The organism is Alteromonas sp. G4i13 (assembly GCF_054960505.1).
In genome coordinates this window covers 1-24785 of record NZ_JBHNYX010000054.1, presented here as the reverse complement: position 1 = coordinate 24785, position 24785 = coordinate 1, and the positions used below count along the sequence as shown (strand labels likewise).

At 45.2% G+C, this 24785-nt stretch carries 20 protein-coding genes; 2 read left to right on the top strand and 18 right to left on the bottom strand.

Annotated features, from left to right (window positions below):
* Positions 1 to 247 precede the first annotated feature (247 nt).
* A complete protein-coding gene (locus ACFI6J_RS19030) occupies positions 248 to 919 on the top strand; it encodes a haloacid dehalogenase type II (protein ID WP_156085804.1) in 672 nt (223 codons plus the stop codon).
* 133 nt (positions 920 to 1052) lie between these two features.
* Here ACFI6J_RS19030 and ACFI6J_RS19025 read toward each other — a convergent pair whose 3' ends face one another.
* From ACFI6J_RS19025 to ACFI6J_RS18940, 18 genes are all read right to left on the bottom strand, one after another.
* The gene (locus ACFI6J_RS19025; RefSeq protein ID WP_014947949.1) at positions 1053 to 1313 is read right to left on the bottom strand and encodes a hypothetical protein; all 261 of its coding nucleotides are present in this window, start codon (positions 1311 to 1313) and stop codon (positions 1053 to 1055) included.
* Between the two features lie 431 nt (positions 1314 to 1744).
* The gene (locus ACFI6J_RS19020) at positions 1745 to 2791 is read right to left on the bottom strand and encodes a protein-glutamate methylesterase/protein-glutamine glutaminase (RefSeq protein ID WP_014947948.1); all 1047 of its coding nucleotides are present in this window, start codon (positions 2789 to 2791) and stop codon (positions 1745 to 1747) included.
* A 2-nt stretch (positions 2792 to 2793) separates the two neighbouring features.
* On the bottom strand, positions 2794 to 3411 hold the full coding sequence (gene cheD, locus ACFI6J_RS19015; protein ID WP_156085803.1) for a chemoreceptor glutamine deamidase CheD: 618 nt from the start codon (positions 3409 to 3411) through the stop codon (positions 2794 to 2796).
* Positions 3412 to 3419: 8 nt separating this feature from the next.
* On the bottom strand, positions 3420 to 4253 hold the full coding sequence (locus tag ACFI6J_RS19010; RefSeq protein WP_014947946.1) for a CheR family methyltransferase: 834 nt from the start codon (positions 4251 to 4253) through the stop codon (positions 3420 to 3422).
* Positions 4253 to 7162 carry a methyl-accepting chemotaxis protein gene (locus tag ACFI6J_RS19005; RefSeq protein WP_156087307.1) on the bottom strand — a complete coding sequence of 970 codons (2910 nt, stop codon included), beginning with the start codon at positions 7160 to 7162 and terminating at the stop codon, positions 4253 to 4255. Before ACFI6J_RS19005 ends, ACFI6J_RS19010 begins: the two co-directional genes overlap by 1 nt.
* A gap of 103 nt (positions 7163 to 7265) precedes the next feature.
* The gene (locus tag ACFI6J_RS19000) at positions 7266 to 9572 is read right to left on the bottom strand and encodes a methyl-accepting chemotaxis protein (RefSeq protein ID WP_156085802.1); all 2307 of its coding nucleotides are present in this window, start codon (positions 9570 to 9572) and stop codon (positions 7266 to 7268) included.
* 4 nt (positions 9573 to 9576) lie between these two features.
* Positions 9577 to 10080: a chemotaxis protein CheW gene (locus tag ACFI6J_RS18995; RefSeq protein ID WP_014947943.1), complete on the bottom strand. Its 504-nt coding sequence runs from the start codon at positions 10078 to 10080 to the stop codon at positions 9577 to 9579.
* A complete protein-coding gene (locus ACFI6J_RS18990) occupies positions 10077 to 12038 on the bottom strand; it encodes a chemotaxis protein CheA (RefSeq protein WP_156085801.1) in 1962 nt (653 codons plus the stop codon). The genes ACFI6J_RS18995 and ACFI6J_RS18990 overlap by 4 nt, the downstream gene beginning before the upstream one ends.
* Before the next feature lie 36 nt (positions 12039 to 12074).
* Positions 12075 to 12440 carry a response regulator gene (locus ACFI6J_RS18985; RefSeq protein WP_014947941.1) on the bottom strand — a complete coding sequence of 122 codons (366 nt, stop codon included), beginning with the start codon at positions 12438 to 12440 and terminating at the stop codon, positions 12075 to 12077.
* Positions 12441 to 12506: 66 nt separating this feature from the next.
* Entirely contained in the window at positions 12507 to 13718 is a 1212-nt protein-coding gene (locus ACFI6J_RS18980) for a methyl-accepting chemotaxis protein (protein ID WP_156085800.1), read from the bottom strand.
* A 201-nt stretch (positions 13719 to 13919) separates the two neighbouring features.
* Positions 13920 to 14966 (bottom strand): protein-glutamate methylesterase/protein-glutamine glutaminase, encoded by a 1047-nt coding sequence (locus ACFI6J_RS18975; protein WP_156085799.1) that lies wholly within the window; start codon positions 14964 to 14966, stop codon positions 13920 to 13922.
* Positions 14941 to 15570, bottom strand: a complete 630-nt coding sequence (cheD, locus tag ACFI6J_RS18970) for a chemoreceptor glutamine deamidase CheD (RefSeq protein ID WP_156085798.1) — start codon at positions 15568 to 15570, stop codon at positions 14941 to 14943. The genes ACFI6J_RS18975 and cheD (ACFI6J_RS18970) overlap by 26 nt, the downstream gene beginning before the upstream one ends.
* Positions 15571 to 15584: 14 nt before the next feature.
* Positions 15585 to 16415 (bottom strand): CheR family methyltransferase, encoded by an 831-nt coding sequence (locus ACFI6J_RS18965; protein WP_039225824.1) that lies wholly within the window; start codon positions 16413 to 16415, stop codon positions 15585 to 15587.
* 3 nt (positions 16416 to 16418) lie between these two features.
* Entirely contained in the window at positions 16419 to 18899 is a 2481-nt protein-coding gene (locus ACFI6J_RS18960) for a methyl-accepting chemotaxis protein (protein ID WP_418655454.1), read from the bottom strand.
* Positions 18900 to 19370: 471 nt separating this feature from the next.
* A complete protein-coding gene (locus ACFI6J_RS18955; protein ID WP_014947935.1) occupies positions 19371 to 19874 on the bottom strand; it encodes a chemotaxis protein CheW in 504 nt (167 codons plus the stop codon).
* Positions 19871 to 21964 (bottom strand): chemotaxis protein CheA, encoded by a 2094-nt coding sequence (locus tag ACFI6J_RS18950; RefSeq protein WP_156085797.1) that lies wholly within the window; start codon positions 21962 to 21964, stop codon positions 19871 to 19873. Before ACFI6J_RS18950 ends, ACFI6J_RS18955 begins: the two co-directional genes overlap by 4 nt.
* A gap of 37 nt (positions 21965 to 22001) precedes the next feature.
* Complete coding sequence (locus ACFI6J_RS18945) at positions 22002 to 22367, bottom strand: response regulator (protein ID WP_014947933.1); 366 nt, start codon at positions 22365 to 22367, stop codon at positions 22002 to 22004.
* A gap of 56 nt (positions 22368 to 22423) precedes the next feature.
* Positions 22424 to 23095 (bottom strand): methyl-accepting chemotaxis protein, encoded by a 672-nt coding sequence (locus tag ACFI6J_RS18940; RefSeq protein ID WP_404978302.1) that lies wholly within the window; start codon positions 23093 to 23095, stop codon positions 22424 to 22426.
* An 830-nt stretch (positions 23096 to 23925) separates the two neighbouring features.
* Here ACFI6J_RS18940 and ACFI6J_RS18935 point away from each other — a divergent pair.
* Positions 23926 to 24735 carry an HAD family hydrolase gene (locus ACFI6J_RS18935; RefSeq protein WP_156085795.1) on the top strand — a complete coding sequence of 270 codons (810 nt, stop codon included), beginning with the start codon at positions 23926 to 23928 and terminating at the stop codon, positions 24733 to 24735.
* The last annotated feature ends 50 nt before the right edge of the window (positions 24736 to 24785 follow it).

Below are 24785 nucleotides of genomic sequence, written 5' to 3'. Positions count from 1 at the left end.
GCCTTAGTGCCGGCTTTTTGTTGTTCGTTTCTCTCAATATATTTCGTTCAGGGTTTATGACGCTATTGCAGCCTTTTCTTGCCCCCCTTTCTTGTTAGATTCTTCTTACATCCTGTCAGCGTTAATTCATCGACATTGGTCGTAATGTGCTTTAGCAAAACCAATTCTGTTTTACAGTGGTATAAGCAACGAACAAGCTAAAAACGAAACGTACCGTTTACTATCATCAACTATAGGAAGGTGAATCGTGACGCCAAAGGTTATTTTCTTCGATATTAATGAAACACTACTAGACATGCAGGCCATAAAAACAGGCTTAGCGTCGGTGCTAAACGGCGATGAGACACTGGTAGACTTATGGTTTGCTAACCTATTGCATCACAGTTTAGTGGATGTTGCGTCTGGACAGTTTCACGATTTCATTGATATTGGAGCCGCAGCGCTTACCATGGTAGCTCACAGTAAGGATATCTCTGTTGATGAGGCTACCGCAAAAGATACCATCAAACAGCATATTACCCGATTGCCAGCGCACGACGATGTTGTTCCTACATTAAAGGCGCTTCAAAGTGCTGGTGTAACCTTGGTCGCGCTTTCAAACTCGTCTAAAGCCGGACTAGACGCACAGCTTGAGTTTGCCAATATTAAGCCCTATTTTTCCCATGTATTAAGTGTGGAAAGTGTACGTACCTACAAACCACATGCTGCGGTTTATCACTGGGCCTGTCAGCAGGCTAACGTAAAGAACGAAGATGCCATGATGGTGGCGGCTCATGGTTGGGATGTAAGTGGTGCTAAGGCGACAGGTATGCAAACCGTATTCGTAGAGCGCTCGGGAAAAATGGTGTACCCGTTAGGGCTTGCTCCCGATCACAGCATTGCTTCGCTTACTGCGCTTATCGAAATGATAAGTTTGTAACGGGTTCTGTGTGAGGGCACAACGACCTCGCTGTGCCTGACCGCTACAAATCTAGCGTAGTTGCAAAATAAATAGGCGCAAACAAAAAAGTCTTACCGAAGTAAGACTTTTTTCAAATCGAAATACGAAACAATTAAACTTTTGCTAGCTCGGGCTGGTTTGGCTTAAAACCTTGTGTGCTGCAAGAATTGCGTTTCGTTTCTAGTGCGCTTAATTGACGCTTAAGCCATGACTTCTGAATACCTGACTTAGCTGCGTCCATTTCAGTGCTTACGCGAGTGATTTCTTTTCCGACGTTCACGCATGCTTTCTTATTCGGTTCAAAGCCGCCATTAGCCAAAACAGAAGAAGAAAACATTAAAGCTGATACTGCTATAAGCGTTTGCTGTTTCATAAGAGTCCCCAACTACTCGTTATAATCCCGGGTTAGTGTCATACCGTAAGAATGAGCATATATTTGCTCTCAAATCTGTAAGGAATATAGCAGGCCTTTTATTCTAGTTAGGTACTACAAAACATACGCAGTAATAAAACTTTGCCTACCTTGTTCTTGCTAACGCACATAAGCCATTGTCTTTTATATTATTATGTCGACAATGATTTACCTTACCATTCCACTTACGTATCGATTTTTATATTTTTACGCACTAAATAGTGAGCCTATCCATAGTATCGGCTACAGCAACAGCATTCTGCAGCAGCATTACTCACTATTAAGCGTTGCTATTAAAACACCTTAGCTTTTCTGGAACAAGAAAAGTTATAACAATCCTTTTACAGGTTTTAGGACAGAAATTGCATTCTGTAAGTATTTACTCACTATACTTACAAGCGACTACCTGCCGAGAGCTTTTCTACGGTTTGCATAACACTTCTGCCCATATCATCTAGGCTTATTACGCGCTTAGCGGCGCCCTTTTCTATGGCTACTTTGGGCATACCAAAAACTATACAACTAGCTTCGTCCTGACAAAATGTTTCGCAGCCCGCGTTAAACATTTCGTGAAGGCCGCTTGCGCCGTCGCTACCCATGCCCGTAAGTAAAACGCCTAACGCATTGCTACCAGCACTTTTACAGATAGAATTAAATAACACATCCACCGAGGGCTTGTGACCCGATACGCGCGCGCCATCGGTCAATCTAATCCGGTAATCAGCCCCGCTTCTTTCAATTTCCATGTGTTTATCGCCAGGTGCAAGGTAGGCTTGGCCTGGTAGTAAACGTTCTCCGCCTTTCGCTTCTTTGACCTGCATTTGGCACACGGCATCTAGTCGTTTAGCGTAAGTCGAAGTAAACCCTGCTGGCATGTGTTGTGTGATCACGGTGGCAGGAGCGTTCGCCGGAAAGGTGCGTAACACCTCTTTTATGGCTTCTGTCCCACCGGTCGAGGCACCAATTGCAATGATTTTCTCAGTACCCGAATAATTGACTTTGCTCACGGTAGACACTTTCGAAGGCGCTGATTTTTTCACTTTAGAGCGCGCAGCTGTACGTATTTTCTCAACAATCAACTGGTGATAGTCTGCCATGCCTTGCGCCACACCTATTTTGGGCTTTGCAACAAAGTCGATAGCTCCTAACTCCAAGGACCTCAGCGTGGCATCAGCGCCTTTTTCAGTTAGCGTAGAAATCATGACTACGGGCGTTGGCCTCGCATTCATCAGCACTTCTAGAAAGCGTAATCCGTCCACTTTAGGCATTTCTATATCAAGTGTAATAACATCTGGCGACTTTTCTAGAACCAGCTTTTTTGCCACGAAAGCATCGGGAGCAGCACCCACTAATGCCATGTCTGGCTCACTTTTTATAATTTCACTTAGAATTTGCCGGATCAGTGCCGAGTCATCTACCACCAAAACTTTTATCGTCATTGTTAGTCCTCGAAGATATCTACGCTACCGGTAGGTGCACGTCTTGACAGTTCCCACCGATGCTGACTTTCTCTTTCAATAATAGTGGCGTTATTAAGCTCGTGAATTCGTTTCATAAAGACATTGCCGTTGCTTGGAAAAAAGTAAACCTTGCGCGCGTAAACATCACATAAGTCACTGGCCAACATCGGTATGCCTTCCGTGCTTAAAAAGTCTGTTACGAATTCTGCGTTGAACTTCCCAACATCGTGCTGCACGAAGGACGGCACCACTTTTCCACCACCAAACACTTTTGCTTTTATTCGGGCTTTATTGGCACCGGCTTTCACTAAGTCGTTGATAAGAATTTCCATGGCATGCACGCCGTATTTGGCAGCCATACCTTGTGTTTTTTCGAACTCACTGGCAGTTTTATTTACTGTAGGCAACATAAAGTGATTCATGCCGCCAATGCCCGTTTCAGGGTCGTATAAACATGCCGCCACACACGAGCCCAATACCGTTACCAACATTTTATCTTGTGTTGTTACGAAGTATTGTCCAGGTAATAGCTTTACTGCGTCGATAGAAAAACGTTTGTCGTAATAGCTAATAGGTACTTCGAAATTACAAGATTCCACACGTGCTCCTAATGAACCGGGCGATATATAGTTTTACCTACCGGTCTCACAAGATTAGTACACATATTGAAGTTTTCAGAATGCCCTGCCATATAAAGTCCTGCAGGCTTTAACATACCCACCATTCTTTGTAACACGTTTAATTGCGTGGGCTTGTCGAAGTAAATCATTACGTTTCGACAAAAAATGATATCGAGCGGACCTTTTACATCCCACTTTGCATCGGTAAGATTGAGTTTTTTGAACTGCACCATATGTCTTAACTCATCCACTACTTTCACTTTTCCCTCGTTTGCACCTTTACCTTTATGGAAGAATTGTTTTTGTCTTTGGACGGGTATTTTCGCGATCGATGCTAAAGGATAAATACCCGCTTTGGCTTTTTGCAGTACCTTACTGTCTATGTCTGATGCAATGATTTTCACAGGCGTTTTGAAGCTTCCAAACGCCTCTGCGACGACCATGGCAATAGAGTAAGGCTCTTCTCCGGTGGAGCTGGCAGCACACCAGATAGTGGTTACTTCTGGATGTTGTTTTAAGTGCTCAGCCAGTGCAGTGAAGTGGTGTGGCTCGCGAAAAAACGACGTAAGATTGGTCGTCAATGCATTGATGAACTGCTCTAGCTCAGGTTCAGACTTATCAACTACGCCTAGATAATCGTTAAAGCTTGTGAGCTGAAGGGCTCTGATACGCCGAGCCAATCTGCTGTATACCATCGCTTCTTTAGCGTCTGACAACTTTATACCTGCTTTTTTGAAAAGCATGTTTTGCACTTTGTGGAAGTCCGCCTTTTCAAAGGCGAACTCCCGAGTGCTATCACGCGATGAAAGAACCGTTGTCATTAGAACGACTCCCACTCGGCTTCATCAGGCAGTGCGGGTTTCAATGCTTGTGCTTGAGGCGCGTTGTTAATCACTGAGGCTACGCGTGGCTGCTTGAAGTCGGTGTGAGAGAGCGCAGCGATGTGCTTTTGCTCCATTGACAAGCCCTTTCCAACTTCAAATACCGATACCCGTTCATTAAGTTGCAACGACTGCTGCTTCAAACTGTCCGCGGCGGCGGCAGCCTCTTCTACCAGTGCTGCATTTTGTTGGGTCATTTCATCCATTTGAATGACCGCTTTGCTCACCTCTTCAATGCCCGCCGCTTGCTCGGCAGACGCAGCGGCAATTTCAGACATAATGTCGTTTACGCGCTTAATGGAAGTTACTACCTCAGCCATGGTGTCACCCGATTTCACAACCAGCTCGTTACCGCTGGCTATTTTAGTAACAGAGTCGGAAATCAGTTCTTTGATGTCTTTAGCAGCTTCGGCTGAGCGCTGAGCTAAGTTTCTTACTTCTGAAGCAACTACCGCAAAGCCTCGCCCCTGTTCGCCCGCGCGAGCAGCTTCAACGGCTGCGTTTAAAGCAAGAATATTAGTTTGAAAAGCGATGCCGTCTATAACGCCAATAATGTCAGAGATCTCTTGTGCCGAGTCGTTGATTTGGGTCATGGTTTTCACCACTTCACCTATAACCTGCCCCCCTTCTGAAGCAATTTTACTCGCCTGTGCCGCTAAGCCATTCGCTTGCTCTGCATTTTCTGCGTTGAGTTTTACGGTTCCCGTTAGCTCTTCCATACTCGATGCAGTTTCTTCCAGGCTGGATGCCTGTTGCTCGGTGCGGCTTGATAAGTCAGCATTGCCCGTTGCAATCTCACCCGACGCCACATTAATGGTTTCTACTGCTTCGTTAATACTTGTGATGGTGCCTCGCATTTCGTTGATGAACTGATTAATGGCCTCGCCCAACACAGCAAAGTCACCGTCTAAAGCATGTTCAATGTTGACCGTTAAGTCGCCCTCAGTCAGCTTGGTCATTACGTGTTTAATTTCATCAACAGCTTGGGTTCTACCCGTAATATCGGTAGCAAACTTAACTACACGGAAAGGCTTACCGTTGTGGTCTAAAATAGGGTTATACGTGGCTTGAATAAATATCTCTTTGCCGTTTTTACCCAATCGACGATATTCACCTGAAGAAAAAGTGCCGCTGCGTAGCGCATCCCAAAACGCCGCGTATTCTGGGCTTGCTCGGTGAGCAGGGTCGACGAACATGCTGTGATGCTTACCTTTGATTTCATCTAAGGTGTAGCCCACCGTAGTTAGAAAGTTTTCATTGGCGTGCTGAATAATGCCATCCATATTGAACTCTATGACGGCCTGAGACTTTCCTATTGCAGCTAACTGCCCTTCAAAGTAGGCATTTTTCACTTTCTGTTCGGTGATATTACTGGCGTACTTCACCACTTTAACCACATTCCCACTCATGTCTAAAATAGGATTGTAGGTCGCTTGAATCCAAATATCTGAGCCGTCTTTCGCAATTCTGTGAAATTCACCCGAGTAAAATTGGCCTTCTGCCAGTTTTTTCCAAAACGATTGGTACTGTTCAGATTCTCGCTCTTGTTTAGTGACAAAAATGCGGTGGTGTTTGCCCTCAATTTCATCTAGGGAATAGCCAACCGTTGCCAGAAAGTTATCGTTGGCGACGAGAATATTGCCCTTTGTATCAAACTCGATCACCGCTTGTGATTTACTTATTGCGTCTATTTGCCCTGTGTTAAACGCGTTTTGTAGCTTCTGTTCAGTCACATCAGAGGCATATTTCACCACTTTTATTGGCTGGCCGAACTCGTCAAAAATAGGGTTATAAGACGCTTGGATCCAAAGCTCACTGCCATCTTTTTTTACCCGTTTGAATTCGCCTGACTTAAACTCACCTTTCTTTAAGTCACGCCAGAACGCTGCATACTCAGGGCTCATTTTATAGTTGGGTTCAACAAACATACTATGATGCTGACCTTTGATTTCGTTCAGCTCATATCCCGTTGTTGCGCAGAAGTTTGCGTTGGCGTTTTGAATAACGCCTTCAAGGTCGAACTCAATCACAGCAAGGGACTTGTCAATGGCATTTATTTGGCCTTCGTAGTCTGCATTTTTGCGTTTTTGCTCCGTTACATCGGTAGCAAATTTTACTACCCGAACAATATTTCCGAGCTTGTCATAGATAGGGTTGTAAGAGGCTTGAATCCATACTTTGTCGCCGTTTTTCGCTACGCGGCAATATTCACCGCTGCTGTGCTCACCGTTTCGCAGCGATTCCCAGAATGATTTATATTCTTCAGACACGCCGTAGTCTGGCAATACAAAAAGGCGATGATGCTTACCAACAATGTCTTCTTTCGAATAGCCTGTAACCTTCAAAAAGTTTTCATTGGCGTCTTCTACTATTCCCTCCGGCGTAAAGGAAATAATGGCTTGGCAACGATCTAACCCTGCCAGTAAACCTGTTTTATATTGCAGCTCCTGATCATTAAGCCATTCCACCATAGTGCCGAGCTTGTCGCCTTCAACACTTTTAATGGTAGATAACTTAAGGGTAAAGAGTAAGTCGCCCACAGGCAGTAAAAAGGTATCGCTGCTATCACAGCTTTTGTAACGCAAATTCAGGTCGCTATTGTTGGCGAAAAACGCTGCCATAGTAGAGCCCGTCAGGCCTTGAAAATTAATACCTGGTAAAACACGCTCGAACTGCGTTTGGTGCTCGTTGGCTAAAGCATAAAATGCTTTGTTGGCGAAGGTGATCGTTCCCTCGGCATCGACCAACATCAAACATGCGGTACTTTCGCTTAGCGCTTGCTCTTGAAACCGTGAAAGACTTTGTGCCGCTACTAACTCTTCATTATGAAATATATTAAATACGCCCATTATTCCATCCACCTGATTTGCGACGCTCTGTTCTAAAAGCGTCAAACTAAATGCCGTGTAATAAAAAAGGCGAATTCCTTTTCAAGAATTCGCCTTCGCTTTTTTAGAACGACTCCCAATCGTCACTGCTTGGTACTTTTGGAGCCAGTTTCTTTTGCGTTTTAATTGCTGTAACCGGTGCAACGTGTTTATTCTTGTTTACTGATGCAACCTTTATTGTTTTTTCTTCACTGACCATCGCTTTATCACCAATGTTAAATGCTGATACGCGTTCAGATAAACTTCCCGCTTGCTGCTGCAAACTTTCTGCGGCAGCCGCAGCCTCTTCCACCAGCGCTGCATTTTGTTGCGTCATTTCATCCATTTGCACAACGGCTTTACTTACCTCTTCAATTCCAGAAGCTTGCTCAGAACTTGCCGCTGCAATTTCCGACATAATGTCGTTAACTCGCTTAATGGAAGTCACCACTTCTTCCATGGTGTCGCCTGACTGATTGACGAGTTTGTTACCGCCATCAATCTTGCTTACCGAGTCTGATATAAGCTCTTTGATTTCTTTTGCTGCTTCGGCAGAACGCTGAGCCAGGCTTCGTACCTCTGACGCAACTACCGCAAAGCCACGGCCCTGCTCACCTGCTCGTGCAGCTTCTACGGCAGCGTTTAATGCCAGAATATTAGTTTGGAATGCGATGCCGTCGATTACGCCGATGATGTCTGAAATTTCCTGCGCAGACTCGTTGATAGACGACATGGTGTCCACAACCTGACGGATTAGCTCACCGCCCCGCGACGCGATTTCACAGCTCTGAGACGCTAAGCTATTGGCTTGTTCCGCATTTTCAGCGTTGAGCTTGACGGTACCGGTAAGCTCTTCCATGCTCGACGCCGTTTCTTCAAGACTAGACGCCTGCTGTTCGGTACGACTTGATAGGTCTGAATTCCCCGTGGCAATTTCAGACGAGGCCGTATTGATTGTCTCTACTGCTTGGTAAATTGAACCGATAGTGCCAGACATTTCACTAACGAATTGATTGATAGCATCGCCTAGTACTTGGAATTCACCCTCGAACTGTTCATCAAGCTCTGCCGTTAAATCACCGCCAGATAAGCGGGTCATCACATCACTGATAGAACCGATAATGCGACGCATATCGTCGATAAAGCGGTTGATTGACGTGCCAAGCTCTTTAAATTCACCCTCGAACTCATGCTCAATGCGGCAATCTAAATTACCCTGAACCAATTCATTCATGGCGGTTTTGATATCGCTAATGGCCTGTTTTCTACCAGTAATATCAATGGCATATTTCACCACACGGTGAGGTCTACCGTTTTGATCCAAAATAGGGTTATAAGACGCTTGGATCCAAACTTCTTTCCCACCTTTGCCCACGCGCTTAAATTCATCAGTGAACTGCACGCCTTGGCGCAACTGTTCCCAAAACTGACTGTACTCAACACTGCGCTTATACTCATCTTCCACAAACATACTGTGATGCTTGCCTTTAATTTCATCTAGGCTGTAGCCAACCGTGTTTGTGAAATTCTCGTTGGCGTTTAAAATTTTGCCCTCAAGGTCAAATTCAATAACGGCCTGCGCTTTGTTTATTGCGTCTATTTGTCCTTCGAAATAGGCATTGCGTAACTTAGATGCAGTGATGTCGGTGGCGAATTTCACAACGCGAATAACTTTACCTTCGCCATCGAAAACCGGGTTGTAGGTGGCTTGGATCCAAATCTCTTTCCCCATTTTGTCGAATCGACAAAACTCGCCGTTTTGTGACTTGCCCTCTTTGAGGTCGCGCCAAAATTGGGCGTACTCTTCTGAGCGAATGTATTGTGCGTCACAAAACATTTTGTGATGGTTGCCAACAATTTCATTGAGGCTGTAGCCAAGCGCATTAAGAAAATTGTCGTTCGCGTTTTGGATAACACCATCGGCGTTAAATTCGATAACAGCCTGGGCATTATTCAACACATTAAGCATTGTGCTTTTAATGAGTAATTCTGACTGATCAACCCATTCAACCATGGTGCCTATATTGTTATTCTCTTGGTCAAAAAACGGCGTAAGGGTGAGTTTGAAGTTCAAGTCGCCAATGCTAATCGTAGAGGTCATTGTCGATTTCAATTCAGCAAGGATATTGCGCTGATGCGAAGGATTGCGATGAAACTGGTCGATGTTTTGACCTTCCAAGTTGTCAGCAGAAAAACTGGGGAGTACAGCCTGAAGTTTCTTCTCATTTTCTTTGAGCAGCGACTTTACAGACTGATTAGCATAGATAATATTTCTGTCTGCATCGGCCATCATGATGCAACAGGTTGTAGCATCAAGTGCCTGTTTATTTCTCAATGCTTGGTTAACGTCCGTTGCTTTTGTGAAGTCTTCTAACCACGTCATAATTCCCATTTTCTCAGCCCTCAACCACTTGTGCTTTTGTTTCAACTAAACCCAATTCGTTACTTGTAATTAAGCTTTCAATATTGACTAAAATAACCATGTGCTCATCGACATCGGCCAGTCCGTGAAGGTACTTGCTATCGAACGCCACACCGAACTCTGGTGGCGGCAGCATGTCTTCTTCGGAAAGGCGAATGACGTCAGATACGCCGTCTACCACAATGCCAACGATCCGCTCGTGAACGTTAAGCATAATGACGATAGTAAAATCGTTATAAGTGGCTTCACCTACGTTGAACTTAATGCGTAAGTCGACGATAGGTACAATGTCGCCACGAAGGTTTATCACGCCTTTAATGAAGTTTGGCGCATTGGCAATTTTGGTAACCTGTTCGTAACCACGAATTTCCTTCACGGTTGTGATATCAAGGGCATAGTGCTCCTCGCCCAAGACAAAACTTAAGAATTCGTTCTCTTTCGATGCGCTAACGGCTTGTTGTAAGGCTGCTTCGCTCATAGTGAAACCTCTTCATTTGGAACATTTGTACAGTTAGTAGCCACCGAGTCTGCATCCAAAATCATGGCTACCTTGCCATCCCCCATAATGGTTGCACCTGCGATCCCTGCTACTTTTTTGTAATGTTGCTCAAGGCTCTTAATTACGACTTGTTGTTGACCCACAAGCGAATCCACCAGCACGCCATAGCGCTTCTTACTGCTTTCTAGTAGCACGACGATGCCTTTGGTTGGCTCAGTGATGCCGTCGTCTACCTGCATAAGTTGAGTAAGTGACACCAGCGGCCAGTACTGGTCTCTAATCCACAGTACTTTGTCATTGCCAAGGGTTTTCACTTGAGATGATGTGGGTTGAAATGATTCGATAACGTTAAGTAGTGGGATAACGAAAATTTGATCGCCAACCGATACACACATGCCGTCTACGATAGCGAGCGTGAGTGGTAAGTGGATATAAAACGCAGAGCCTTCACCCTGCGATGATTCAATTTCAATGCGCCCGCCAATAGACTCGATGTTTCTGCGAACCACATCCATGCCGACACCTCTGCCCGACACATCAGTAACTTCTGCAGCAGTCGAAAAGCCCGCTTGAAAGATAAGCTGCCAAATTTCACTGTCGGGCATATCTGGCGTAACCGTGAGGCCGTTTTGTGTGGCTTTCTCTACAATGCGTGCTTTGTTTAAACCGGCTCCATCGTCGATAATACCAATGATGATACTGCTACCTTTCTGCTCTGCACTTAAGATAACTGTGCCGTTTTCGGCTTTGCCAGCTTCAAGGCGTTTTTCAGGACTTTCTATACCGTGATCGATACTGTTCCTCACTAAATGCGTAAGCGGGTCGACCAGTTTTTCGATAAGGCTCTTATCTATTTCGGTGTTACCACCTTGAATCACCAAATCCACTTTTTTGCCTAGCTTCGAAGACAAATCACGTACCACACGAGGGAAGCGGTTAAACGTCATATTTACCGGCAACATGCGCATAGACATGACTGATTCTTGAATTTCACGGGTATTGCGCTGCAACTCGTCTATAGCAAGCTGTAGGCGCTCTCCGACTTGCCCTTCAACTTCCTGCCCCACGTTTGAAAGCATGGATTGAGTAATCACGAGTTCGCCGACCAGATTAACCATCGCATCGATTTTTGTGGTATCGACACGAATTGATGCTGCCTCTTTCGTCGCTGCTTTTGGCTTGGTTTTAACGGGCTTCACAATAGGTTGTTTTGGTGTAACTTGTTGCGAAGAAGTTTCAGTAGCGTCTGTTTTTACAGGAAGGGTGTCGGGTTCGAAAAAGCCAAAGCCCTCATCAGCTATGCCGACCTTGGTATTCGCTTCACCTTTAGCCTGCGTCTCTTCTGATGCTGCTTCATCTTCGAAAAGTCCGAAGCCTTCAATGTCATCTGAGATATTTTGACTTTGAGAACTTTCTAAATTGGTTTCTTGAGATCCAGTCTCGTCTTCATCAAAGAATCCAAATCCATCAATCTCGTTGTCTGTATTAGCTTCACCTTGAGCAGTTTGATCACATGTTTCTTCTGCGTTTTGTGGCATTTGTCCTGACGCACTTGCGAGGGTATCTTCAAGGACTTTTATACTTGCATCAATTTGTTCTTGGGGAAGATCTGTTTGTTCTTTATATGCCGATAAGGTGTCTTTCAATACATCAAGGGTTTGCAAAAATATGTCGACGATGTCTGCCGTAACCTGAATTTCCTGGTTTCGGGCTTTGTCGAGCAAATTCTCCATTACGTGAGTCAGATTCATTAGTGCATCGAACCCGAAAATCCCACTGCCGCCTTTGATAGAGTGCGCCGCTCTAAAGATACTGTTCAGCTCTTCGGGGTCGGGCGCATCCACATCCAAGGTCATGAGCAACTGCTCCATATCTTGGAGATGCTCATCACTCTCGTCAAAAAACACACCGTGAAATTGGTTTACATCAATGGTCATGACTGACTCCCATTTACCGTATTCAAACCGACTCTCTTAACCTAGAACGCGCTTCATCACATCAAGTAGCTTATTGGGGTCGAAAGGTTTCACCATCCATCCGGTTGCTCCCGCGGCTTTGCCTTTTGCTTTCATGTCATCACCGGCTTCAGTGGTCAGCATGACAATTGGCGTCGACTTGAAGTTCGCTAAACCTCTGAGCGATTTGATAAGCGTTAATCCGTCCATGCGAGGCATGTTTTGATCGGTAAGCACGAAGTCGAAACGCGCGCCTTGGCATTTGTCCAACGCATCTTGGCCGTCTTGTGCAGTAGTAACGTTGTAGTTCGCTGACTTAAGGGTCATTTCTACCATCTGGCGGATGGACACAGAGTCGTCCACAATCAGTATGCTTTTACTCATAACTCAATCACCTATAAAAATGTCAGGGTTAATCACACATCGTTGTGTAACTATTTATTTTTGCTGTTAAAAAAGTTCTACGTCACCTGCGTCCATTGACGTTGACGAAACAGGGTTGTGATCTGCTTGCCCTTTTTCCGTCAACGAAATCTGGTAGTTAGCTAGGTTGTCTTTCACTTTTGTCGCAGACTCAGGGCTTAGTTCTGAAAGCTGCAACACAATGAAATCAATAACCTCGCGGGTGTAGGTTAGGTTTTGACCGTTAATATCGCCAAATTGTAAGCCGCGAATAGCGGCAGCAGTTGAGTCTGCAAGTTGTTGGCGAATAGCTTCAAGCTCACTTGCGCCCTCTATGTCGGCTTCGGCTTTTTTGATAATGCCTTTTAGCTGCTCGCTAATGGCGTCTTTCGCATTGACCACGTGAGAAATGTCCTGAGAAGCAACCACTTCTGCAGTTTCCGTTAGTTTATCGATGAGCGATTTGATGTTTTCTATTTGCGTTTTTATAACGTCGCTAAACTGTGTAGAACGGGTAGATAGCGCACGGACCTCATCGGCAACAACAGCAAAACCGCGTCCTGCTTCACCAGCACGCGCTGCTTCAATGGCAGCGTTTAGCGCCAAAAGATTGGTCTGAGAAGAAATATCATCAATACCACTTAACGCCTCAATGACAGTAGGCATGGCCTGCTGAATGGTTTGTACTTGGGTTTCTAACGCCCTTGTAGACTCGGTCATTTCAGTTGTTGAGGCGATGAATTGCGTTAGTGTGATGTCAGTATCAGAAGCAAATGTCCGCATTTTATCGGCATAGGCACAGTCGCTGTCGTCATCATCTGTCAGCAGATTATTGATGCTAGTTTCTTGTTGGCCTAGAAGGGTTTGTAGCGAAATAAACGAGTCGCTTAATGTGGCAACCGCGTCATTTTGTGTTGAGAATATGTCGGCCAGGTTTGATGAGGTGATCGTCAGTATGCTGCTTGCTTCAGATACAGCAACACCCATAGCGTCATTGGCTAACGAGTTTGTGTTTGAATATGAAAAATCTTGTGATGGCGTGCTTGTGCTATTGGCTGCAGAGTCCTGATTACCCTTTGTCACTTTGAGAAGTACGAAAAGCAAAAATAAAACGCAAACAGAGCTGATAGCAAGCCCCAAGTGCGCTATCGAGGTGAAAGCCAGACTCCAACTCGCCAACATCATAAGAAACGCAATAATGAACGCGTTGCTCTTATTAGAGAAAAAGTTATCCAGATAATTTGCTGCAATAGCGACCACAATCCCACCTCAATTGTTACTACCGCGTTAACGGATGTACGAAACACAATCAAATTATGGTCAAGTTTCCAGCTTCAACAATTATACTTTTGAATATTTTTGTTAACTTATTACTTTGGTGACATTTGCGACACCCGATCATCAGCATTGCGCTAGACTAAAAAACTTCAATAGTTCAGCACTGTGGGCATTGCATTAAGATTAAAGGCGCGAGCCCGCGCCCAATGCTTCTAGCGTATCTAGAATTGCATCTGAGATATCTTCTAACGGCTTGATAAAACTAGCGGCTTTCATTTCTACAGCCACTTTAGGCATACCGTAAACAACGCAGGTTTTTTCATCCTGACAAAACGTAACAGAGCCTTTCGTGTGCATACTCTTAAGCCCTTTTGCTCCATCCCGTCCCATGCCTGTAAGCAGCACACCCACCGCGTTTGCGCCAGCATGCTCAGCCAGCGAGTCAAACATCACATCAACAGAGGGCTTGTGTCCCGATACCTTGGGGCCATCATCAAGGGTTAAACGATAGTCAGCGCCGCTACGCTCTACTTTTAAATGTTTATTACCTGGTGCCAAGTATGCAAATCCAGGCAATAAACGCTCCCCTCCGTGCGCTTCTCTCACGGTTATTTCACAAAGGCTATCGAGCCGCTTGGCGTAGGTGGTTGTGAACCCTGGAGGCATGTGTTGGGAAATAATGGTGGCCGGTGCATTGCGGGGAAAATGCATGATAACGTCTTTTATTGCTTCGGTTCCCCCAGTTGATGCGCCTATACCAATTAACTTTTCGGTTCCTGTGTAGCGCATAGAAGCATGTTTTGTGCAGCGTGTTTGCGTTGGTTGGCCTAACCTCGAATGCGCTGCTGCTTTTATCTTTTCAACAATAACCGCCGCGTATTCAGCCATACCTTGCGCTACGCTGAGCTTTGGCTTTGCCATAAAATCCACAGCGCCTAGTTCGAGCGCACGCAGTGTTGCGTCGGCACCTCTTTCAGTCAGCGTAGATATCATCACAACAGGGGTTGGCATCGCCTTCATCATTACTTCTAGAAAACGTAGCCCGTCTACCTTCGGCATCTCAATGTCCAGAGTAATAACGTCTGGCCTGAACTCTTGCACCATTCGCTTCGCCACATAAGCATCCGGCGCCGCACCCACAAGCGTTAAACCTGGATCACGGGTTACTATTTCTGAAAGAATTTGGCGGATTAACGCAGAGTCATCAACTACGAGGACTTTTATAGGCATGTGACTGTTCCGAAAATGAAATTACACCCGTCTTAGCTTGTTCAGAAAGTAGAACCCGGTGGGTAGATTCGCGCTCGTAGAGGGTAGCATTGTTAAACTCGCGAATACGCTTCATATAAACATTACCGTCGGCAGGAAAGTAATAAATTTTGCGAGCATAAGTAGACATTAAATCACTACTTATTAACGGTATGTTCGCGTCATCCAAATACTCCAAGACAAATTCAGCGTTTACTCGTCCAATGTCTTGCTGCACAAACCCAGGAAGCACCTTTCCTCCCCCGAATGCTTTAGCCATCAACTTATTTCGCCGTGCGCCAAGGTGCACAAGCTGATCAATTAACATGTTCATGGCGTGTACACCGTACTTTGTGGCTAGGCAAGTGTCGAGATTGGTGGTGAAGTTGAGGTCCGGCAACATAAAGTGATTCATACCGCCAATCTTCTTTTCTTGATCGAAAATACACGCTGCTACGCAAGAACCAAGAATGGTTACCAGCGCTTTGTCTGAAGCAGTGGCATAATACTGACCCGGCAAAAGTTTAACGGCTTCTTTTTGAAGGCGGTTATCAAAGTATCGAATGGGGTTTTCGTCCTGACTCATACTGCAAATTCCTTTTAAACGACTGGCCGATAAATGGTTTTCCCCATGGGAGCGACCAGTTCAGGATACATCGTGAAGTTCTCAGAGTGCCCTGCGACATACATCCCGTCATTGCACATCATTTTAACCATTCGCGCTAAAATTTTGCGCTGCGTGGGTCGATCGAAATAAATCATGACGTTACGGCAAAAAATCACGTCCACTGGCGAATCTACACACCAGTTTGGCGACATCAAATTTAGTGGTTCGAACTGCACCATTTTTCTCAGCTCATCCACTACTCTTACTCTTCCGGTTTGTGCGCCTTTTCCCCTATAGAAAAATTGCGTTTTATAATCGTAAGACAGCTGACTGATACTGTTTTGGGCATACACTCCTTCCCGAGCCTTTTGCAGAACTTTACTGTCGATATCAGTGGCAAGTATTTGTACATTAGGGGTAAAAGTGCCAAACACCGACGCCACTGTCATTGCAATACTATAAGGCTCTTCGCCAGTGCTGCTTGCGGCACACCAAATACGCTTGGTTTGAGGTCGCTTTGTCAGGTAATTGGCAAGTGCGTCAAAGTGATGTGGCTCTCTGAAAAATGCCGTGAGGTTAGTGGTGAGCGCATTAATGAAGTGTTCCATTTCATCTTTACAGCTTCCTACATACGCTAAGTACTCTTTAAAGCTGTGTATCTCTAGTGCACGTAGCCGCCTGGCAAGGCGGCTGTATACCATCGCATCTTTTGAATCAGCTAAGTTAATTCCGGCTTGTTTAAACAGCAGGCTTTTAACCCGTTCAAAATCTCTTCGGCTATATGGAAATTCCCTTTGCGCATCCGTGCTTTGTAGAGCGGTCATACACTAAAACGCCTCCCAATCTGACGCATCTGGTGCCGCTGGGTTCAGCGCTTTCATTCGCTGCTTGGGCACTTCACGCTCTTTAGGTAATGCTTTGCTGCCGTTTAGCGACTGAATGTCAGCATTCTGAGTGGGCTTGCGACTACTTCCCACTTTGAACACAGACACCCGTTGGGCTAGTTCACCCGATTGCTGTCTCATACTGTCTGCAGCCGCTGCTGCTTGTTCAACTAACGCAGCATTTTGCTGAGTCATTTCGTCCATTTGCACCACCGCATTGCTCACTTCCTGTATTCCGGTGGCTTGCTCAGACGATGCCGCAGCAATTTCTGACATAATGTCGTTAACGCGTTTAATTGCAGTGACGATGTTGGCCATGGTTTCCCCAGACTTATTCACCAACACGTTGCCATCACCAATTTTATCGACCGACGCAGAAATTAGCGCCTTTATGTCTTTTGCCGCCTCGGCAGAGCGCTGCGCCAGCGTTCTCACCTCAGAGGCAACAACGGCAAACCCGCGACCTTGCTCGCCCGCTCTTGCAGCTTCAACTGCTGCGTTCAGTGCGAGTATGTTAGTTTGGAAAGCAATGCCATCAATAACGCCGATGATGTCAGATATACGCTGGGCAGAGTCGTTAATTTCACCCATGGTATGCACTACTTGCTCAATGACTTTTCCGCCCTCTGATGCTACTTCTGATGCCTGGCTTGCCAAGCCTTTTGCTTGATCGGCATTCTCTGCGTTCAGCTTCACTGTGCCCGTTAACTCTTCCATGGCTGACGCTGTTTCTTCTAAGCTAGACGCTTGCTGCTCGGTACGACTAGACAAATCGGCGTTGCCGGTGGCGATTTCATTTGAAGCCGTATCGATGGTTTCCACAGCGGTGTGAATTTTTACTATGGTGTCGCGCAGTTCACCAATAAAGTGATTAATAGATTCGCCAAGCACCTTAAAGTCACCTTCTAATGGCTCTTCTATCGTTTTCAGTAAATCACCGTCTGTCAGACTTGCCATAATAGACTTAATACTTTCTACCGCTAAGGTTCTTCCTGTCACGTCCGTGGCATATTTAACGACTCTAAACGGCGTGCCGTTTTGGTCTAGGATTGGGTTGTAAGAGGCTTGAATGTAAACTGGTTTTCCTGACTTGTTGAAACGCTTGTATTCTCCGCTAGCATAAACACCTTGGCGCAATTGCTCCCAGAACGCTGCGTATTCAGGGCTGTTTTTGAAAGCAGGGTCCACAAAAATACTGTGATGCTTTCCTTTCACTTCATCTAGGGTATATCCCATCGCGGCTAAGAAGTTGCTGTTTGCGTTTAAAATTACCCCCTCAAGGTCAAACTCAATGACGGCCTGTGACTTGCTAATGGCATTTAACTGACCTTCAAAGTAGGCGTTTTTCAACTTCTCTTCGGTAATGTTAGTCGCGTATTTGACCACCCTAAACGGGTTGCCATTCATGTCTTCTATAGGGTTGTAAGAAGCTTGGATCCAAACGGCTTTTCCTGCTTTGCTTACGCGCTTAAATTCTCCTGAGAAGAAATTACCTTCTTTAAGTTCAGACCAAAAACGCTGGTACGACTCTGACTGCCTGGTTTCTTCATCCACAAATAGTTGGTGATGTTTACCTTTGATTTCGTCTAGTCGGTAGCCCATGGTGTTGAGGAAGTTGTCGTTAGCAGTAATGATAGTGCCGTCGACATCAAACTCGATCACAGCCTGAGATTTACTGATAGCGTTAATTTGCCCTTCGAAATACGCATTTTTTAACTTGTCTTGCGTTACATCGGTGGCAAATTTAACGACTTTAAATGGCTTACCCGAGCTGTCGAAAATGGGGTTGTACGATGCGCGGATCCATATTTCTCTGCCACCTTTTGCAATGCGTTTATACTCACCCTCACTGTGCTCTCCGGCTTTTAAGCTTTGCCAAAAAGCAGCATATTCAGCGCTTAACTTATAGCTTGGGTCAACAAACATGCTGTGATGCTGCCCTTTAATTTCAGAAAGGCTGTAACCCATTGCGGCGAGGAAGTTTTCGTTGGCGTTAAGAATATTACCTTCTAGATCAAACTCAATAACGGCCTGTGACTTATTAATGGCAGTAATCTGTCCTTCGTAATCGGCATTTCTTTGTTTTTGCGCTGTAATATCAGAGGCAAACTTGATGATGTAATCTACGTCACCGTTGTCATCAAATACTGGATTGTAGGTCGCTTGGATCCACACCTCTTCGCCTTGCTTGTTTATTCTGCAAAACTCACCGCTGTGTACGTCGCCGCTTTTTAGCTTTTTCCAAAACTGCTGGTACTCTTCGCTTTGAGCATAATCACTGTCGACAAAAATGCGATGATGCTTTCCCACCACTTCACTTTCGCTATAGCCCATTGCGGATAAAAAGTTATCGTTGGCCGACAAGATTTCTCCGTCTGTCGTAAACGATATCACCGCCTGGCTTCGCATAATGGCATCGACCATACCTTTGTTGCGTTTATTTTCAGTGTTGTCCTGCCACTCGGTGACATAAAGCTGAGTGCCATTCTCGTCTATCGTTATTGTAGATGCACTTACACAAAAGCCGTGCTCAGCAAGAGAAACGAGGTGCTTATCGCCCGAAGTATGGGTAAGTAAATAAGACAGGTTTTCTGAAGCGCTTGCCCCATTTGCAATGTCGTCTATGTGCTTTCCTGATAGTGAAGACTCACCATCGTTGACAGTAAAGTCCTTAGGGTAGGCCTTTGTCATTCGCAGGAATGCGGGAGTGTGGTAGTGAATAACCCCCGACTTGTCGATAACCAACAAGTTTGAGGCACTGGCCTTTAGGATATTCGACTTCAATAGCGAGTCGTGCTTCGCTATTTTTAACTCTTCGCCGTTCAGAAAATTAAATACGCCCATAACTAATATTTCCCAATGTCAGGTGTTTCCGTTTAGTGAAGGACCTTGTAACTACGCGTCGTCTTTTACGCTCTCAGGTGCGACTAAACCCAGCTCTTCGCTGGTTATTAAGCTTTCTATGTTCACCAGAATGACCATGTTTTCATCTACATCAGCTAAGCCGTGTAGATACCTGCTGTCAAAAGCTACGCCAAACTCTGGTGGCGGAAGTACTTGTTCTTCAGACAAGCGAATAACATCGGATACACCATCTACCACGATGCCAACAATACGCTCTTGAATGTTCAGCATTATCACTATTGTGAAGTCGTTATATGTGGCCTCGCCTACGTTAAACTTAATGCGCAAGTCCACGATAGGAACGATGTCACCACGCAAATTAATCACGCCTTTTATGAAGGCTGGCGCATTCGCAATCTTAGTGACTTGTTCGTACCCTCTAATTTCTTTTACTGTGGTAATGTCCAAGGCGTAATGCTCATCGCCAAGCACAAAACTTAAATATTCTTTGTCCTGTCCGCCGGTAACCGCTTGATGCAAGGCAGTTTCACTCATGAAAGTAACTCCTCTATTTGACTGGAGGTATACGTTGTAGCAATGGAGTCTGCATCGATAATAAGTGCGACTTTTCCGTCGCCCATAATGGTTGCCCCCGCTATTCCAGCCACCTTACGGTAGTGCTCTTCTAAGCTTTTAATCACCACCTGCTGCTGACCGACGAGTGCATCAACCAAAACACCAAAGCGTTTTTTACTGCTTTCAAGCAACACCACAATGCCTTCTGTGGGAGAAAGCGCGGCATCCTCTACTTCCATGAAGTCGTAGAGGGGCACCAAAGGCCAGTATTGATCTCGTATATAGAGAACGGTGTCGTTGCCCAAGGTCTTCAGCTGCTGCTTAGTAGGCTGGAAGGATTCAATAATATTTAAAAGTGGGATCACGAAGATTTGCTTACCCACCGACACACACATGCCATCAACTATGGCTAGCGTAAGCGGCAGGTGAATGAAAAACGCTGAACCTTCACCGGCGCTAGACTCGATATCGATACGACCGCCAATCGATTCGATATTGCGGCGCACCACATCCATACCTACCCCTCTTCCCGATACATCGGTAATGGCTTCGGCAGTTGAAAACCCAGGTTGGAATATAAGCTGCCATACTTCTGAATCAGGCATGTCATCAGATACGGTGAGCCCGTTACTTCGCGCTTTATCGAGAATTTTGTCGCGGTGAAGACCACCGCCATCATCAATAATGCTGATAATAATGCTACCGCCTTTCTGCTCGGCACTTAGAATAACCGTGCCTTTCTCTGGTTTGCCAGCAGCGACGCGTTTGTCGGGCATTTCTATGCCGTGATCGATGCTGTTGCGAACGAGATGGGTAAGGGGGTCGACGATCTTTTCAATTAAACTTTTATCAATTTCCGTGCTGCCTCCCTGGAGCACCAGTTCTACCTGTTTACCTAACTTACCTGCCAAATCTCTTACTAAACGCGGAAAACGATTAAAGGTTGCGGTTAGCGGGAGCATGCGCATAGACATCACTGATTCTTGAATTTCCCGGGTGTTTCGCTGCAGCTCATCAATAGCTAGCTGCAACCGTTCGCCAACTTGCCCTTCAACGTCTTGCCCTATCATAGACAGCATAGACTGGGTGATAACCAGCTCTCCGACTAAGTTAACCATGGCATCAATTTTAGTGGTGTCTACACGAATAGAGGCCGATTCACGGGCGGTGCTCTTTTTCGCTGGCGGTTTTGGTGGCGTTTTGGCTTGTGTTGTCGTGGGGGCAACGCCACTTGTTGGCGCTTTATCATTGTTAGATGTTGTTGCTGTATTTAATTGAGTACTCGCGCTTTGCGCGTTATTACTACTCGCAATTTCTAGGGAAGTATTGATATTGGTAGCTGACGGTGCGTCTTCGAAAAAACCGAAACCCTGCTCTACTTCAGCTGTTTCGGCTTTAGTCGTTGCAGTTTGTGCGCCGACTGTATTATTCGATATTTCATCATCGAAGAAGCCAAAGCCGTCATCGTCATTATTTTCACTTTTAGTGTTGTCGCCGTGAGAGAGCGCTTCGTTAACTGGTTCGTCGTCGAAAAAACCAAAACTGTCGTCAGCGGCTTCAATAGCACTATTAGGCTCATCGTCAAAGAAACCAAAGCTGTCGTCCTGAGCGCTTTCGTTTTGCGCATTCACGCTTACTTCTGAAGCATCGTCACCATCGCCTGAGGCTGCGTCTGTAGATTGACCGTTGATTACGCCATTTAGAATTTTAATGCGCTCGGCAATACTGTCTTCTGGTACGGGGGTCTCATCGCGGTAGGCGTTAAGCGTGTCTTTTAAAACATCGAGAGTTTCTAAAAGCACATTTACAATGTCAGCGGTAACACTAAGCTCATTGTTGCGGGCTTTATCTAACAAGTTTTCCATCACATGCGTTAAATTCATCAACGCATCAAAACCGAAAATACCGCTGCCACCTTTAATCGAATGGGCAGCGCGAAAAATGCTATTTAGCTCTTCAGGATCAGGGGATTCAACATCTAAACTCATCAATAGCTGTTCCATATCGTCGAGATGCTCATCGCTCTCGTCGAAAAACACGCCATGAAACTGTTCTATATCGATGCTCATTCCGAATCCTTCCAGATTTTAGGAGTGGGTGGGCGATTTAGCCCAGCACGCGCTTCGTTACATCAAGAAGCTTGTTTGGATCGAAAGGCTTTACCATCCAGCCTGTGGCGCCAGCGGCTTTACCTTTTGCTTTCATATCGTCGCCTGCTTCTGTAGTAAGCATAACAACAGGCGTTCTGCTGTAAGTCCCCAAACCGCGCAAATTTTTTATAAGCGTAAGGCCATCCATTCGTGGCATATTCTGATCGGTTAAAACAAAATTAAATTGCTGACTTTTGCATTTATCTAACGCATCTTGCCCGTCTTGGGCTGTCGTAACGGTATAGCCCGCACCTTTTAGGGTCATTTCTACCATCTGACGAATGGATACTGAATCGTCAACAACTAGAATGTGTTTGCTCATATGCTCACTTCTCCAAAGTAGGTCATTACTGACTGTGCTTCCTGTTCCTTGCTTAGCTAGAACAATTCGACTTCCCCAGCGTCCATAGATGTTGCAGACACAGGGTTGTGGTCATTTTTCCCTTTCGCAGCGAGTCCTTTTTGGTACTCGTTTAATGCACTGACGAAACGCTCGATATTTTTGGCGTCTAACGTCGCCAACTGCTCTAAAATGAACTTGATCATATCTTGGGTATACTGAATGTGTTGGCCGTTGATATCGCCAAACTGCATACCCCGAATGGCCGCATTTATCGACTCGTCAAGCTGAGAGCCAATGTCTTCAATCTGTTTAGTGGTTACAAGGTCAGCCTCCGCTTTCTTGATAATCTCAGACAACTGCTCACTGATATGTGATTTAGCATTAACCACCTGAGAAATATCCTGCGACGCTACAAATTCGGCAGTGTCTGTGAGCTTATCTACCAGACTTCTTATGTTCTCGACCTGGGTTTTAATCACATCACTAAACTGAGTGGAGCGAGTTGAGAGCGCCCTGACTTCATCAGCAACAACAGCGAAGCCACGACCAGCCTCACCTGCTCGCGCCGCCTCTATAGCCGCATTCAAAGCAAGTAAATTAGTTTGTGCAGCGATGTCATCAATACCACTCAGTGCTTCAATTACCGTAGGCATGGCCTGTTGAATGGTTTGCACTTGCTCCATTAGGTGCTTTGTCGACGACGACATCTGTTCTGTAGAATCAATGAATTGCGTTAGTGTTCCATCGGTTTCGCGGGCGAAATTGCGCATTCGGTCGGAGTAAGACTGCGTATGCGCTTCGTCCACACTTAGCAAATCCTCAATACACTCAATTTGTTGAGAAACTAGTGATTTCAAACTGCTAAAGGCGTGAGACAAGGTTTCTACTGCGTCATCTTGCGTTGATTTGATGTCTGATAAATTGGCGTCACAAGTGCCAAGTGAAACACTTAACCCCTCACTGGCTTTTTCAATATCAGTATTTCTGCTTGTCGCCATATCCTCAGCACTATTCTCTGTCGGGTATATCTCGTCGCTTTTGCTGTTATTTTTTGAGTGAATAAGGGCACAAATCACCACTGCGCCGGTTAGCACAGCGAGAGCGGCTAACGCCGATACTGAAAAGTAGAGCACCCACGAAGCGATAACTCCAATACCTGAAATAGCAAATATAGTGTTTACTGCGCTCTGCTGATTTGAAGATGTGTTGTTAGCTGACAAAAAACTCTCCTTGAGAATTACGCGCGGCTTAGTTTCACCCTGAACATTCAACTGCCGGTTGCTTCTTTCAGACAAGGCAGTTGAACGAAGCAGCTAGCTTCCTATCATTATTAACAGTTCGAAGTTTCTCACTCCGCTTAAAATCACAGGTGTTAAGCCAAAAACTATCTCTTTAAAACACAGAGCAATGGCGCGTTACCTCTTTTAAAAAGTAACAACGTTATATTTCGCTGCGTTTTTACATATGAAGTAAGCGTAGTACCCATTTTGAAAAGTAGGCAAGAACATGCATAAGTTTTTTATTAAAAAAGCGTTTTTTGGCTTTAACTGCGCCTAAAAAGCGCAAACTAGTTCTTATCAAGCTTGTTTTCAGAGTATTTGGCGTAATTCCACTATGCGACAAGTACGCGACTATGCAGGTTGCTCTTTCTGAAATCGAAACATTCATGTGCGACTATGGTGCACACCACTCCCTAGTAATTTATCCATACATGCCATTAATTATTTTTGATTTCGACAACTGCTTAGCTCCGGGCAATAGTGTAGGTGAAGACATATTGCTACCTCTATTCGATGTCATCGAGTCAGATAAGAGTAACGATTTAACTCCCTCTATGAGACAAGAAATGCGTCTGGATTTTTGGCGTAAACCTTTGGACTATATTGTTGAAAAATATAAGTTCTCTGAGCATTCAAAATCTGCGAGTTATACGTACTTTTCGCAGTTGAGTATTGCGCACCCTATTGAAGGCTATGAAGACACTCATTTAGTTCATGCGTTTGAAGGGGTGAAGCTACTTGTAACTTCTGGATTCCAAAAATTTCAACATTCGAAAATTCGCCAATTGGGCGTTGAAGGTGCTTTTGAAGACATTTACTACGATGACCCAGGTAACCCGCCTAGAAAAGGCAAAGCATTCTACTTCGACATCATAGCCAAAAAATATAATACAGCTCCGAGTGAGGTATGGGTTATTGGAGACAGTGAGGAGTCAGAAATTAGTGCGGGTAATAGTTTAGGTATGAAAACGGTTCAGATACTTCGACAGGGCGTTAAAAAGTCACCAAAGGCACAATTCCATGTGTCTTCGCTTCAAGAGTTTTTACGTTTGCTACAGATGTCTTAGCGCCTGTTGGACTAGGTCTGCGATTAGCGCTAGAAAGACATAAAGCGGAA

Excerpts from the sequence above, each read along its gene's own strand:
- ACFI6J_RS19025 (WP_014947949.1), bottom strand. The coding sequence starts at position 1,313 with ATGAAACAGCAAACGCTTATAGCAGTATCAGCTTTAATGTTTTCTTCT.
- ACFI6J_RS19020 (WP_014947948.1), bottom strand. The coding sequence starts at position 2,791 with ATGACGATAAAAGTTTTGGTGGTAGATGACTCGGCACTGATCCGGCAA.
- ACFI6J_RS19010 (WP_014947946.1), bottom strand. The coding sequence starts at position 4,253 with ATGACAACGGTTCTTTCATCGCGTGATAGCACTCGGGAGTTCGCCTTT.
- ACFI6J_RS19005 (WP_156087307.1), bottom strand. The coding sequence starts at position 7,162 with ATGGGCGTATTTAATATATTTCATAATGAAGAGTTAGTAGCGGCACAA.
- ACFI6J_RS19000 (WP_156085802.1), bottom strand. The coding sequence starts at position 9,572 with ATGGGAATTATGACGTGGTTAGAAGACTTCACAAAAGCAACGGACGTT.
- ACFI6J_RS18995 (WP_014947943.1), bottom strand. The coding sequence starts at position 10,080 with ATGAGCGAAGCAGCCTTACAACAAGCCGTTAGCGCATCGAAAGAGAAC.
- ACFI6J_RS18990 (WP_156085801.1), bottom strand. The coding sequence starts at position 12,038 with ATGACCATTGATGTAAACCAATTTCACGGTGTGTTTTTTGACGAGAGT.
- ACFI6J_RS18985 (WP_014947941.1), bottom strand. The coding sequence starts at position 12,440 with ATGAGTAAAAGCATACTGATTGTGGACGACTCTGTGTCCATCCGCCAG.
- ACFI6J_RS18975 (WP_156085799.1), bottom strand. The coding sequence starts at position 14,966 with ATGCCTATAAAAGTCCTCGTAGTTGATGACTCTGCGTTAATCCGCCAA.
- cheD (WP_156085798.1), bottom strand. The coding sequence starts at position 15,570 with ATGAGTCAGGACGAAAACCCCATTCGATACTTTGATAACCGCCTTCAA.
- ACFI6J_RS18965 (WP_039225824.1), bottom strand. The coding sequence starts at position 16,415 with ATGACCGCTCTACAAAGCACGGATGCGCAAAGGGAATTTCCATATAGC.
- ACFI6J_RS18960 (WP_418655454.1), bottom strand. The coding sequence starts at position 18,899 with ATGGTCGATGCCATTATGCGAAGCCAGGCGGTGATATCGTTTACGACA.
- ACFI6J_RS18955 (WP_014947935.1), bottom strand. The coding sequence starts at position 19,874 with ATGAGTGAAACTGCCTTGCATCAAGCGGTTACCGGCGGACAGGACAAA.
- ACFI6J_RS18950 (WP_156085797.1), bottom strand. The coding sequence starts at position 21,964 with ATGAGCATCGATATAGAACAGTTTCATGGCGTGTTTTTCGACGAGAGC.
- ACFI6J_RS18945 (WP_014947933.1), bottom strand. The coding sequence starts at position 22,367 with ATGAGCAAACACATTCTAGTTGTTGACGATTCAGTATCCATTCGTCAG.
- ACFI6J_RS18940 (WP_404978302.1), bottom strand. The coding sequence starts at position 23,095 with ATGTCGTCGTCGACAAAGCACCTAATGGAGCAAGTGCAAACCATTCAA.